The following is a 12,722-nucleotide window of genomic DNA, read 5'->3' on the forward strand; positions in this document are numbered from 1 at the left end:
TCGACTGGCCCAGCCGATATTGCCTCGGCTTCACACCCCAAAACCATCACCTGCTTGGTGCATTGTTGAGGTGAACCATGGGTACAACACCGTTTCTGCTGCAGAAGCACGCTATTCTGCGCACCGATTCACAAGAGATCATTCGTGAGCATGTCACCCACTTCCTCTGCCCACATCGCATGCGTTTATTTGACGGCCCGCGACTTGCCTCACGTTTGAGTGCCGTCAGCTTTGACCAATTGGCCATTATCGAATTGCAATATGGTGCCAATGTCGAAATTGATCCTGTCGAAGAGTCAAACGTTTACCTGTTTCGTATCACTCTCGAAGGCCAGGGAACCATCGTATACGCTGACCGTCAGGTGAGTATGGTTCAGGGAGGTATTACCGTCACCTCCCCCTGTCAACGCGCCCTCATTCAAACCTCTCCGAACTGCCATAACATTATCGTTCGAGTGCCGCGCCATCAGTTGGAGCAACGCTTGTCGTGTCGGCTCGATCAACGCATTGATCTTCCGATCATCTTTGACCACTACTTTCCCGAGCACTACCCCGGCACAGTTTTTCTTCTGGATACCATCAAGTATTTTGCCCGTCTCACCGAGTCTCTTCACCAACAAAGTGCCCCGCGCCAGCAGATCAAGCTGATGGAAGAGTACTTATATGACAGCCTGCTGGGGTTGTTCATGAACAACTATAGTCATCGCTTGAGTGGTAAGCCCTCTCCTCTTCCACACTATGTAAAAAGCGCCAAAACACGTATTGACCAGAACCTCAAGCAGGGGATCGAGCTCGATACTCTAGCCTCGATGGTGGGGGTGTCAAAGCGCACGCTGCAGTACGGCTTCCAGCAATTTGTCGGGCTCTCACCCAAAGCCTATTTTACTCAGCAACGTATGAAGAGTGTGCACCAGGCGCTGCTTGATGCCCCTCGCGGTCACCGTGTCACCGATGTCATCATGCAGCATGGAATCAACAGCCCTGGCCATTTCTCCGCACAGTACAAGGAGGTCTATGGGATGACCCCCGTGCAAACACTGCAGTCAAACCGCGAACATACTACTGGTAACGAATTGGCCAATGTCTTGCTCTGAGCCTACTGTCGCCTCTGCTCTTTTTATTCAGCCTCGGTACGATACTCCTCGATCAGCTCACGCATTCGTTCTGCAAAGGCGTACGCCGGTAGGCCCTGCTGCTCTGCATCCGACAGGATAGTTTCATTGACCGGAGCGAGCTGATCATCCCAACGACTAGCCTCATCATCGTCAAGCGCTATCACCTCAACCCCCTCTTCCTTTTGCGCCCACTCAAGTGAACGCTGTATATGCTCATCGAGATATTGACCGGTGAAGGCTGCCATCTCCGGCGCCAACTCCTCGATAACCGCCTGTATATCAGCAGGGAGCGCCTCCCACTTCTCTCTCGACATCAGCGCTGCAAAAATGGTGTTAGTTAAGGGATAATCGGTCACGTACTTAGCCAAACGCGCGAACTGCATATCCATTAGCACTTCCCGGGAAGCCGCATACCCATCGATAATGCCAGATTGAAGGGCCTCGCCGGCATCGGCCTGCGACATGCCTACTGCTGTTACCCCCAGTGCATCCAGCGCCCTGGAGTTATCGCCGGAAATTCTGATTTCCAGCCCATTCAGGTCTTCCAGTTGACGAATCGGTTCAATGGTCTGGAAATAGGCAGGCTCCGAGGTAAAGGCCGTGATGACCTTGAACTCTTCGAGTTCGGGCATCTGGTCACCAAACTCTTGAATCAGTTGGTAAGTCATGCGGCTGGCGACGTCTGAATTGACGTCCTGACCGGTCAGGCTCCCGGCTAAGTTGATCAGGGGAAAACGGCCCGGCTCGTAAGAGGTGGCTGAAAGCCCTATATCCGCAACACCATTCAGCACCCCATCGTACATATTGCTGGCCGTGAGCAAGGAGCCCCCGGGGAAGAGGTCGACCTCGACACGCCCATCGGTACGTTCATTAAGCTCTTTCGCCCAGTGCTCCATCTGAATGGCCGGAAAGCTCTGCGCTGGGGCAAAAAAAGCGTAGCTGAGGGTAATCACTTGGGCGTCGTCGCTAGGCTCATCGACTACCTCCTCCTGCGCATCGCTACACCCTACCAACGCCATTGCAGCGATTAGTAGCGCTAACGTTCCCACCTGTGTACTCGTTTTCATTATGACTATCCTCGGCGAAGGCCTACAGGAACAGCATGGTTTCCAATAGGCACTTTATAGGCTGTGAAGGATTAATAACGGGTAGTGACTGCTGGCATCAGATCAAGCAGTTCAAGACGCTTTAGAAAAGCGTCCGAGCGCTGCCTTCGGTAGTTCGACAGATCGACCCCTGAGTAGTCGAAGAAGCCCACGCCATCTTGGAAGCCTCGACGCTTCTCTTGCATATTCCGGGTAATAACCTCAGGTGACTTGAAGCGGTTATCCAGCTTGTCGCACAGGTAGTTGGAGGCGTAGAAAAGCGTATCGCCACCGCCCCAATCGATGAACTCCAGCACTCCCAGCACCGAATAGCGCAACCCTAGCCCAACCCGGATGGCCACATCGATATCCTCGGCGCTAGCAACGCCCTCCTCGACCATACGCGCGGCTTCATTCATGAGCAGCACCTGCAGGCGGGGAATGATGTAGCCCGGCGCCGCCTCGCACAGCACCGGCACTTTGCCTATCCCTTTAAGCACCGTGAACAGCGCATCAACATAACGCTGCTCGGTATCCTTGCTCCGGCTTACCTCCACTAAGGGCATCAAATGGGCCGGATTAAGCCAGTGGGCGTTCATGAAACGGGCCGGATGGCTAACCATGCAGGCGAGTTCAGTGACCAGAAAAGTGGACGTCGTTGAGGCGATAACAGCCTCTTTATCCAAATGGCGGCTTGCCCAGGCCAGCCCTTGCTGCTTAATCTCGCTGACTTCAGGCAGCGCCTCGAAAACCAGGCGGCTTCCCTTCACCATCTGCACCTGCTGATCATCCACGATACGAAGTTGCTTCACCATTGAAGCGATCTGCTCTTCCTGAATGAGCCGCTTCTCCTGCAGATATTTGAGCTCGGTCACTAGCCGACTGCGAGCCTGCTCATAATAGTGCAGACGCTCTTCAGGGCTGCGTGACTTGAAGTCGATCAGCACAACCTCCTTCCCAGCCAGAATGAATGAGAGGGCAATACCTTCTCCCATTCTGCCTGCTCCCAACACGATGATGTTGTCCTGCATGATGCGGTCTCCTCTATCGGTAGGTCAGGCCTGGATGCCATACGTCAATAAAGAGCGCATCTGCGCCTGGGAGAGCGAATCCAGTCCCAGCATTTCCAGCGTTCGGCCTTGGGCATAAAGATCTTGGCCTGTGATCGCCGAAGCAATACTCAAAAGCCCCTCCGCCACTGGTGTGGGCTGCCCCGCCCAGCGGCCAACCGACACGATGAAGGAGAGCCCCATTCGTGTGTCCTCCAGCATGTAACGATGGCTATGAAGGTCGATGCTCTCTCGCCAGTCACCACTATCGGTCAGTTTGCCGTGGGCGCCCCGGCCATACATCCACTCCTCGCCTTCGGAGGCATAGTGGTTAGCAAGAGGAAAATGGGAGGGCTGGTAACCCAACTTTTCGCGCACTGCGATACGCTCATTATCTAGCGCAGTGGTCACGCTGCGGATAGAGGGCTGGGTTCCTTCATTGTGAATATCCCAGGCATCAAAATGCTCCAGTGGCCCCGCATTCATCATAATTAAAGGTGGATGGATAATAGGGCCAGCGTTCATTAAGGCGCCACTAAGGCCATCTTCGATAGGTTCAACGCTGGGGTAGGCGTCCCGCAATACAGAGAAGGCGTGTGCTGACAGTTCGCTGGGGAATACGCCGGTAGGGAGCCGGGTTGCATAAACGCTGATGACCACCTTATTAGCACCGTGCTTACGCGCCAAATAAGGAAGCGTTCCCGTTTCACAGAAGGCCACTTGGCTGTCGTTGCCCGCTTTTCGCATCGCTCGGTGGAACAGGTAGCTGCCGAAAGTACCCGGAGGTAGAAAGACCACCTGATCATTGCGTAGTAACGGCCCCAGTTGGTCGGCTAGAGTGTCATGGGAGGTAGCGGGTAACGGCACAATCAGCAGCTCCGCCTGCCGCGTCGCCTCCGCTAAGCTATCTGTTAGCGATAGTTGATCCTTGTGAGTACCAATCTGAATACGCCGTTCACCTTGCGCATCCTTAACGTCCAAATAGCCCAATTGACGCAACTCTTGCAGAGCCTTGCCATCCCGCCGCCACAGTGTCACGTCGAAACCTTTCTCCACCATCTCAATGGCTGCGGCGTAGCAGCCATGTCCACCGCCAATAACGCTGACTTTCATGCTTATCTCCGTTTCTTGTTAACGCCTTCAGGGTCGTTAAACGGTATAGCCATCGGGTTACTGACGGATATCCACAATACGCAACCGATATTCAAAAAACGCAACTAATAACGACTCGCTGAAACAGGGTATCTATCGATACCCCCTGCTTTCATGGAAGTGAGCGTTGTTAACCACTATTCGAGTCGAGGCGTCGAACTTATGGGGTAGTGAGTATGAATGCACCAAGACATGCACTTTATTCACCAAGGTGCGCTTGAGTGGTGCTTTGCCAGTAAGAAGTAACGCAATGCGTGGTTACTGTGACTCAACAGAGCAACCTTCGACTCGCGTTAAGTAAATAATAATTTAGGCGTTTTTAAATAACTGGAACTCAACTTGCACCGTTTTCAAATGACGGCTGTTCACTTAACAATTTACTTTACTTTTCATGTGATGTTGAATGTTTACACGCTGCTTCATGACCGGCATTCAACAAACAACAAATAGAGAGGATGTTCCCCATGGCGATCAACATGCACAAAAAACACGCGCTTTTGCAGCACCGACCCTCGCTGCTACGTTTAAGCAGTCTCTTGGCGGGTGTGATGCTAAGTTCAGCGACCCTGGCGAGTGATATCAGTCTCAATTACGCTTTCTTTGCTCCCGCTCAGACGTTTCCCGGTGTGCAGATGCAGTTCTGGGCCGATGAGCTTGAAAAACGCACTGAGGGAAAGGTCGCCGTCAACACCTTTCCAGGTGGCACTCTGCTCACCGCCAGCAACATGCTGGATGGCGTACTCAATGGCGTCGCCGATATTGGCCTTACGACAACCTCCTACGAGCCTGCACGCTTTCCGTTACTGAACCTGATCGGTGATTTCAGCGGTATCGATGTTAACTCTGAAGTGGCCAGCCAAGTTGCCTACCAATTGGTACGCGAGTTTCCCCAGGAGCAGTTCGGTCTTGAGGATTTCAAAGTGATTACTGTGTTTACCTCCGAACCGGGGTATCTCCAGACGCGAGAACAGGTGAGCACGCTTGAGGATCTATCCGGCCTGGAAATTCGTGTGCCGGGCGAGTCTGACACCCTGCGCACACTCGGGGCCGTGCCGATTGGCATGTCTCAAGCTGAAACCGGCGAAGCGCTCCAGGCCGGCATTGTTCAAGGGGTAGCTTCCTCCCGCGAAACCCTGATGGATCTTCAGTACGCACGCTATCTCGACTATATCGTGGACTATCCCCTATCCAATGTTGTGATGCTGGCAGTGATGAGCCGACAGCGCTGGGAATCGTTACCGGAAGATGTCCAACAGGTCATTGAAGAGCTCGGTGCTGAAGCCTCTCAGTACGCCGGGCACTATCTTGATAATCATGTTCGCGAAGCCATCACCTGGGCGCAGGATAACCACAACTTGGAGGTTGTCGCCCTGAGCGAAGAAGAACAGAAGCGCTGGGCGGGGCGTATTGAACCGCTCAATGAGCAACGTATCGAGCAGGTTGCGGCGCAGGGCCTACCGGCAGCGGCACTATACGACCGCATGTTAGCGTTAATCGAGCAATACCAGCAGTAACGTGAATAGATCGGTGGGCCGCCCATCGTCAGCCATGAGGCAAATAGGCAGCCCATCTTCATGTCTATTTTAGAAAAGGCTTGGATTAGAAAGGGAGCGGACGTTCGGACTTAAGCTTGCGCACCATGGCAGCAAAGAACTCATTGGCGAAACCGCTTTCGCGAATCAGTTCGGCGGTAAGGTCGGCACACTTCTGACTAATTGAGGTCTCGATTTCCACATCTTCTCCACCCAAAGCCCCTGCTGCGCACTGGTTTTCCGCCGCCCGCTGGACGGTCCACAGTAGGAACAGCGCCTTCTCAATCGAGGACTCGCCCACAGCGATCCCATGGTTACGTAGTACCAGAACGTGCTTGTTACCCAGACTCTCCAGCATGCGCGTTTTCTCGTCGGCGAAGAGCGTGATGCCTTCAAAGTCATGGTACCCCACGCGGCCATAGAGCTGGGCACCGTAGAAATCGTGGTGGGTAAAGCCCTTTTTCTTCTGCACGATGGCCGAGATGGGAACGGTATGGGTATGCAGCAGACAGTGGATATCCTCCCGCGCCCCGTGCACTGCGCTATGCAGAGCAAAGCCAGCGGGATTGGCGTTGTACTCAGAGACCTCAACCTTGTTGCCATCCAGGTCGACCTTCAACAGATTAAGCGGTGTCACTTCCGTGTAGTTAAGGCCGAAGGGATTCACCAGATAATGATTGTCTGAGCCCGGCACTCGAGCAGAGATATGGTTGAAAATGGTTTCCGTCCAGCCGAAGAAATCGACGAGATGATAACAGTAGGCGAGTTTGAGGCGCTGCTGCCACTCCTCTTCGCTGCAGTGATCGGGTTTGAGAACATTATTCGGCATGAGTAACGGCTTGATAGTCATCTAAGAATTCTCCTTGCCACCGTGGGCATGTGACTGACGAAGAGCGCTGTCTTCAAAGTATCGCGTAAGGTGAAGAATGGACTTGATAGTGGGGACGGGAATACTTCTCCGATCCGCCAGTTCGATCACTCCCTCGACGATCGCCGCGAGTTCAAGGGCTCGCCCCTGTTGATAGTCCTGCAGCATAGAGGTTCTGACAGCACCCATGCGCTCGCCAAGATCAAGAAGCTCCTGCAACGTCATCTCAAGGCGACCGCCATAGGCGTGGGCTGTAAGACGCGCTTCTTCAAAAAGTTGGCTTACGATCTTTTGCAGGGAGGGGTGGCTATATAGCTGTGCCAGCGTGGTACCTGTCATCACCGAGAGGGGGTTGGATGTCAGGTTCGCAGCGATTTTGCTCCATACGGCATCTCTAATACGCTCTGTATGGCGCGTCGTGATGCCACTGTTTTCCAATACCTTAACAAGCGTTTCCATACGACCATTCGCGGCGTCGGGCATGGCGACTATATCGCCAACAATCAGTCGCGGCGGGGTATTTGAGATCGCGACGCCCGGTGCCTGCAGATGTGCCGAAATATAGACGACGCATCCGATGATGGCGCTGGCAGGAAGGCAGCGAACCAGCTCACCTTCCGGGTCTACCGCTTTTATATGGACGCTTTCTATAGGGGCTGTGTTGGCGGCACAAGGCTCCACGGCATCCATGAGTAACCACCACGGCGTACCGTTCACCATGGGCACCAAGCATGTATGTTGGCCGAACAGCGGTTGTAGTTGTGGCAACAGGGAGGGTATAGAGTGAGCTTTAGTACACAGAAAGACGATGTCTTGCTCACCGAGCTCACCACCATTATCCGCAGCAATGACGTTGGCGGTGTGTTGCCCCTGCTGATCGATGAGGCAGACACCCTTTCGCTTGATGGCCGCCAGTGAATCACCCCGAGCCAACACGCTGACGGTATACCCTGCCACTGCAAGGCGCGCCGCCAGGGTAGTACCGATGGCGCCAGCACCCACGATAGCTATTCTTGGGGAAGCAATGGAGGCTAGCATTAGGTTCCTCCTTAGGGTTTCATTAACACCGATGCAGCAGGAAAGTCCGTTGCCCAGCCCTCTTTCAAGGGGGCTACAAACACATTTTCCGTCCGTGTACGGGTAATTAACCAGCGTCCGTCATCCTGCTTTCTAAAAGCGTTATTAAGCCGTGATGAACGCAGAAGCGAGCTACCATCAGAAAAAATCCACGGCTGGCAGTGCACCCACTGCCCAGTCGCTGTATTGCCCTTGACGTGAATCTGTTCAGAGGTCAGGTAGTGCACATTCAGAAGTAATTGAGGATCTTTTTTCTGCCCCCAGAAATTCTCGAAGTGGTGTCGAATAGCCGTAGCGCCCTCTAGACGTCCAAACTGACCGTCGTAATACTCACCGACCCCCTCCCACACTGCATCCTCAGTATAGAGCGCCATGATGTGATTAATGCGCTGCTCGTCGTTCTCGATACCGTACTCCGGCATAGGGGTGTCACAAAGAAACATATATCGGGTTTGAATCCGACGAATTTCGGACTCGGCCTCTAGGGTATCGACACGATCCATAAGTCGTTGAAACGCTGCTGCAGACACTTCTGTCATCTCATTTTCCTCCGGTGGTAGGCGCTATTTTCTACTCTTAGCCGTGACTCGTCAGGGGGTTCCTAGCTGCTCAATAACACGCTCAAGCCCTCCTTTCAGAATGCTCACCTCCTCCTCGCTCACGCCTTCAAATACCTTCTGCTCATACTCCCGCGCCATTCGCAGCAGCTTGCGCGCCAACTCGCCTCCCTCATTCGTCAAGGCAACGGTAGAGGCGTTATCATCACGGTCACTTACCATCCCCCGGCGGGTAAGACCGCTTAAAGTGTCCTTCAGGTCTTCGATGGGCTGAGCAACACGTTGGGCAATGGTTTCAAGGGGCAGCGCTCCTCGATCAAGCAGCAGGGTCAGCACTCGCCACTCCTTCTCGTCCACCCCCATGTGCTCGAGGCGAGGGTAGAAATCCTTACGATAGGCAGACAGAGACTGGCGCAACAGATAAAGAAAGTGATGCCCCAGAAGCCCTTCTCCCGTCTCGACCTCCTCTTGAGGAATCGTCATCGGATGGGGCTCAGGCAGCGCATAGCGCCCATTGTGGAAGACTAAAGCCCCCCGACCATCTTGGTAGTCATACTTCAGCACCTCCCCGACGATGATGAAGTGGTCTCCGCCTTCGTATACCTGCCAAGTGCGGCACTCAAAATGGGCCACAGCGCCCACTATTCGTGCGCCGCCCCCAACTCCCTCTTCAAGGTCGATCCCCTGGAACTTGTTCTCACCCCGCTGGGCGAAACGGTTAGAGATGGGCACCTGATCACTGCCCAGCACATTGACTACAAAGTGCTCTGCCTGACAGTAGGCATCCAGGCTATAGGCGTTTTTATCAATGCTCCATAGAATCAGCGGCGGTGTCATGGAGACGGCATTGAAGCTACTTGCCGTTACGCCATAGTGCTCACCTTCCGTATCACGGGTGGTTATCACTGTTACGCCAGTGGCGAACTTTCCCAGGGCGTTTCTGAAGTCTCGGGTATCAATACTCATAAACTGTCTCTCTTGTACTATTTATACAGAGGAGTATCAGCGGCCTAGTTTTTCACCGGTGACGCCACCTATTCCATACTCACTTTTGGGCACCTCGCTGATAATCACCCGAACGTTCTCTTTAGGTGCGCTTATCGATGACACTACGGCATCGGTTACCTCGCTGATCAGCGCTTCTTTTTGCTGCGAGGTTCTTCCTGACATCATGTAAACGTGAATGGTAGGCATCGCAATCCTCATTATCCGTATTAGAGCGGTTGGCTCGGGGTGGTTAAAAATCCGTCAGTTCGCGGTACTCGTCATAGCGCTCGCTAAAGTTTTGATACGATTCAATGACGTCGGCAAAGTCGTTATCACGCTGAGCCGCTTCTTCCAGCACCTCCTCTGTGGCCAACTGCAAGGCAGCCAACACCTCTTCAGGGAAGCGTTCAACGGTTACTCCAGCGCTGCGAAACTCTTCCAGGGCGGCGGATTGAGCCTGCATATCGTGGGCAAACATACGAATGCTCAAATCACTGCAGGCATTTCGCACGGCCAAGCGCTGGCTTTCTGCCAATCCGGCCCATACGTCAGCGTTAACCAGCAGTTCATTGAGGCTGCCGGGCTGATGCCAGCCAGGGAAGTAGTAGTGCTTGGCAACTTCAAAGAAGCCCGCACTGGTATCAATGGTGGGAAAACTGAGTTCAGCGGCACCAATGCGCCCCGTATCAAGCCCGAGAAACGTCTCGCCAGCAGGAATGGAAACCGGCGACACTCCCAAGCGACTAATCACCTCTCCACCCAGACCACTAATGCGCATGCTCATGCCATTGAGGTCTTCAACACTGGTGATTTCCTCGGTGAACCATCCGCCCGCTTCAGAGATCATGCTGCCGCAGGGAATCGGTACGACATTATGGGGTGCGTACAGCGCCTCCCACAGTTCGAGACCGCCGCCGCCATATAGCCAGGACAGGTACTTCGGCACATCGGGGCCGAAGGGAATGCTTTGAAACAGCGCGGCGGCCGGAATCTGACCTGCCCAGTAGCTGGCGGCCGACCAACCTGCGTCCAGGCTGCCGTTACCGACGTTCTCCAGAATTTCGAAGGGGGGCGAAAAGGATCCGGCATCATAAGGGGTGAAGGTCAGCTCCCCGTTGGTCGCCGTGGCGACATCCTCGACAAAGCGATGTATTGAGGTATCGATGACCTCAAGACTGAAGGGAAAAGCGGATTGCAGGGTCAAATTCTGGGCCATCGCGGTGGAGGCGAGTAGCGACGCTCCCGTACCGATAAGGGTGCTCTTCAAAGACAACTTCATGGTGTTAACTCCTGTTCTATTTGTTTCTTAAGTTCTATTTCTTAAGTTCTATTTCTTAAGTTCTATGTCTTAAGTTCTATGCCTTAAACTCTATGCCTTAAACTCTATGTCTTAGGTTATATGCGGCGGTTGTTGTAACGGCTTACAGCATGAGTAGCCCCGGAAACAGCAGGATCAGTAGCAAGACGAACAGTTGGATGGCGATGAAGGGCAGTACGCCTCGATAAATATCCAGGGTGGCAACGCGATCACCCACGACCCCTTTCAAATAGAAGAGCGATACGCCGAACGGGGGAGTGAGAAAGGAAGTCTGCAAATTGATAGCAAACAGAATGGCAAACCACACCAGCAGCGCTCCACCGGTAAGCCCATTCGACAGTTCCAGCTGGGTGATGATAGGCACAAAGATAGGCATCAGAATCAAGGATATTTCCAGCCAGTCCAGAAAGAACCCCAGCACGAAGACCAGCAATAGGATGAGGATTAACACGCTCCAGCTGCCTCCCCCCATCAGCCCCAAGCTACTGCGAATTAGGCCATCACCGCCGACCCCTTTAAAAATTAGCGAGAAGCAGGTCGCCGTAATGACCAACATCATAATCATGGCAGTCGATACCACGGTCTCTCTCGCCGCTGTCATTACCGATTCCACATCGATTTTCTGCATGACACCGGCAAACCCCAACACCGCCAGCACGCCAACACCGCTAGCCTCCGTAGGCGTCGCCACCCCATAGACGATGGTGCCAAGCACGATGGGAATCAGTACGAGGAAAGGGAACAACGCCAGTAGGTTGCGCCCAACGCCGCCACCTTGCTGCTCATCTGGGCATTTGAAAGGCGAACGCCGCTGCCCCCATGCAAGGGCAAGCGAATAGAGGGTGTAGAGCAGTAGCAACAAAGCACTCGGGATCAAGGCAGCCTTAAACAGATGGCCGACGGGTACCGACACCAGGCTGGATAGAATGATCAGCATAACGGAAGGCGGCATCAGAATGGCGAGCGTGCCCGAGGCCGATATTAGCCCCGCCGACGCCGATGCTGAGTAGCCAGCATCGAGCATTCGGGGCAACGCCAGTACCGCCAGCAGGACAACGGATGCGCCAACAACACCTGTGGTTGCGGCCATCAACCCGCCGATGAACAGCACCGTCAGCGCGAGATGGCCAGGAAACCTGCGCAGCAAGCGCTCGCTGACGCGGAAAGCATCGCGGGCCAATCCGGTTCGCTCCAACAGCAACCCCATCATGATGAACATCGGGATGGCAACGTAGAGCCAGTTGCTCAGCGCGTTCGCATACACGCGCGTCAACATGAGACTGGAGAAGGCCAAGGGGAGATCTGAAAACAGCAGAAAAATAGCCGACACCCCACCCAACACCAGTGCCACCGGATAGCCTGACAAAATACCTGCAAATAGCAGCAGCACCATAGATAGAGGCAGCCAATGTTCAAGCATGATCCGAGCTCCCTGACATCAATAACCAAGTTCGTTTCACTAACAGATACACCAGCACCGCCAAAAACAGGGTGATACCGATAGGCAGAGTGGCCTTGATAATGTATATGTCCGTCAGCCCCCCATCTGTCGAGCGCTCACTGGTCAGGTAGGCGCGCTCGACAAATCGATAAGCGGGCAGAAGTAGCAACGCAAAGAAAGGAATACCGAACAGCGCATGCCCGACAATATCGATCGCATGCCGATAGCGTGTCGATAGACGGGAGTGAAACACATCAACCCTAACGTGCCGATCCAGCAGCATGACCGGGGCGATAGCCATCATGATGGCCACTGTAAACAGCAGCACCTGTAACCCCATCAGAGAGTTGAACGTAATTGCTCCCCCCACCAGCCAATGGGGTGTTTCAAACGCAATGAGTTGCGATACTCCAAACAGGTGCATCAACACCCCCGCACCGATGACAAAGGCAATCAGTAACAGGCAGAGGCCACACAGGTTTAGAATCGATTCACAGAGCCTTACTTTGACGGCATGCATGCGTTTTCCCTTTACGCTGGC

Annotated in this window: 13 protein-coding genes; 2 read left to right on the top strand and 11 right to left on the bottom strand. The window is 53.9% G+C overall.

Going from position 1 to position 12,722, the window contains the following annotated elements; translation table 11 throughout:
- The first annotated feature begins 77 nt into the window (after positions 1 to 77).
- Positions 78 to 1,094 carry an AraC family transcriptional regulator gene (locus ACXUPB_RS20850; protein WP_350359518.1) on the top strand — a complete coding sequence of 339 codons (1,017 nt, stop codon included), beginning with the start codon at positions 78 to 80 and terminating at the stop codon, positions 1,092 to 1,094.
- Positions 1,095 to 1,117: 23 nt separating this feature from the next.
- Here the strand turns inward: ACXUPB_RS20850 and ACXUPB_RS20855 are convergent, their stop codons facing one another.
- From ACXUPB_RS20855 to ACXUPB_RS20865, 3 genes are all read right to left on the bottom strand, one after another.
- Positions 1,118 to 2,182, bottom strand: a complete 1,065-nt coding sequence (locus ACXUPB_RS20855) for a TRAP transporter substrate-binding protein (protein WP_350359519.1) — start codon at positions 2,180 to 2,182, stop codon at positions 1,118 to 1,120.
- 71 nt (positions 2,183 to 2,253) lie between these two features.
- Positions 2,254 to 3,231, bottom strand: coding sequence for a 3-hydroxybutyryl-CoA dehydrogenase (locus ACXUPB_RS20860; RefSeq protein WP_350359520.1), 978 nt, complete (start codon positions 3,229 to 3,231; stop codon positions 2,254 to 2,256).
- 24 nt (positions 3,232 to 3,255) lie between these two features.
- A complete protein-coding gene (locus ACXUPB_RS20865; RefSeq protein WP_350359521.1) occupies positions 3,256 to 4,362 on the bottom strand; it encodes an NAD/NADP-dependent octopine/nopaline dehydrogenase family protein in 1,107 nt (368 codons plus the stop codon).
- Positions 4,363 to 4,877: 515 nt separating this feature from the next.
- On the opposite strand from ACXUPB_RS20865, the gene ACXUPB_RS20870 reads away from it, so the two are divergent.
- Positions 4,878 to 5,915 (top strand): TRAP transporter substrate-binding protein, encoded by a 1,038-nt coding sequence (locus ACXUPB_RS20870; RefSeq protein ID WP_472954522.1) that lies wholly within the window; start codon positions 4,878 to 4,880, stop codon positions 5,913 to 5,915.
- Between the two features lie 85 nt (positions 5,916 to 6,000).
- Here ACXUPB_RS20870 and ACXUPB_RS20875 read toward each other — a convergent pair whose 3' ends face one another.
- The 8 genes from ACXUPB_RS20875 to ACXUPB_RS20910 all read right to left on the bottom strand — a co-directional run bounded on the left by ACXUPB_RS20875 (position 6,001) and on the right by ACXUPB_RS20910 (position 12,701).
- Positions 6,001 to 6,783 (bottom strand): class II aldolase/adducin family protein, encoded by a 783-nt coding sequence (locus ACXUPB_RS20875; protein ID WP_350359523.1) that lies wholly within the window; start codon positions 6,781 to 6,783, stop codon positions 6,001 to 6,003.
- On the bottom strand, positions 6,784 to 7,839 hold the full coding sequence (locus ACXUPB_RS20880; RefSeq protein WP_350359524.1) for a ketopantoate reductase family protein: 1,056 nt from the start codon (positions 7,837 to 7,839) through the stop codon (positions 6,784 to 6,786).
- A gap of 11 nt (positions 7,840 to 7,850) precedes the next feature.
- Positions 7,851 to 8,417, bottom strand: a complete 567-nt coding sequence (locus ACXUPB_RS20885) for a nuclear transport factor 2 family protein (protein ID WP_035565062.1) — start codon at positions 8,415 to 8,417, stop codon at positions 7,851 to 7,853.
- Between the two features lie 51 nt (positions 8,418 to 8,468).
- On the bottom strand, positions 8,469 to 9,401 hold the full coding sequence (locus ACXUPB_RS20890; RefSeq protein WP_350359525.1) for a flavin reductase: 933 nt from the start codon (positions 9,399 to 9,401) through the stop codon (positions 8,469 to 8,471).
- A 36-nt stretch (positions 9,402 to 9,437) separates the two neighbouring features.
- Complete coding sequence (locus ACXUPB_RS20895; protein WP_350359526.1) at positions 9,438 to 9,629, bottom strand: 2-hydroxymuconate tautomerase; 192 nt, start codon at positions 9,627 to 9,629, stop codon at positions 9,438 to 9,440.
- A 43-nt stretch (positions 9,630 to 9,672) separates the two neighbouring features.
- Entirely contained in the window at positions 9,673 to 10,701 is a 1,029-nt protein-coding gene (locus ACXUPB_RS20900; protein WP_350359527.1) for a TRAP transporter substrate-binding protein, read from the bottom strand.
- Between the two features lie 142 nt (positions 10,702 to 10,843).
- Complete coding sequence (locus ACXUPB_RS20905; RefSeq protein WP_350359528.1) at positions 10,844 to 12,160, bottom strand: TRAP transporter large permease; 1,317 nt, start codon at positions 12,158 to 12,160, stop codon at positions 10,844 to 10,846.
- Positions 12,153 to 12,701, bottom strand: coding sequence for a TRAP transporter small permease subunit (locus tag ACXUPB_RS20910; RefSeq protein WP_472954525.1), 549 nt, complete (start codon positions 12,699 to 12,701; stop codon positions 12,153 to 12,155). Before ACXUPB_RS20910 ends, ACXUPB_RS20905 begins: the two co-directional genes overlap by 8 nt.
- Positions 12,702 to 12,722: the final 21 nt, after the last annotated feature.

The organism is Vreelandella sp. DA03-1M (genome assembly GCF_055725665.1).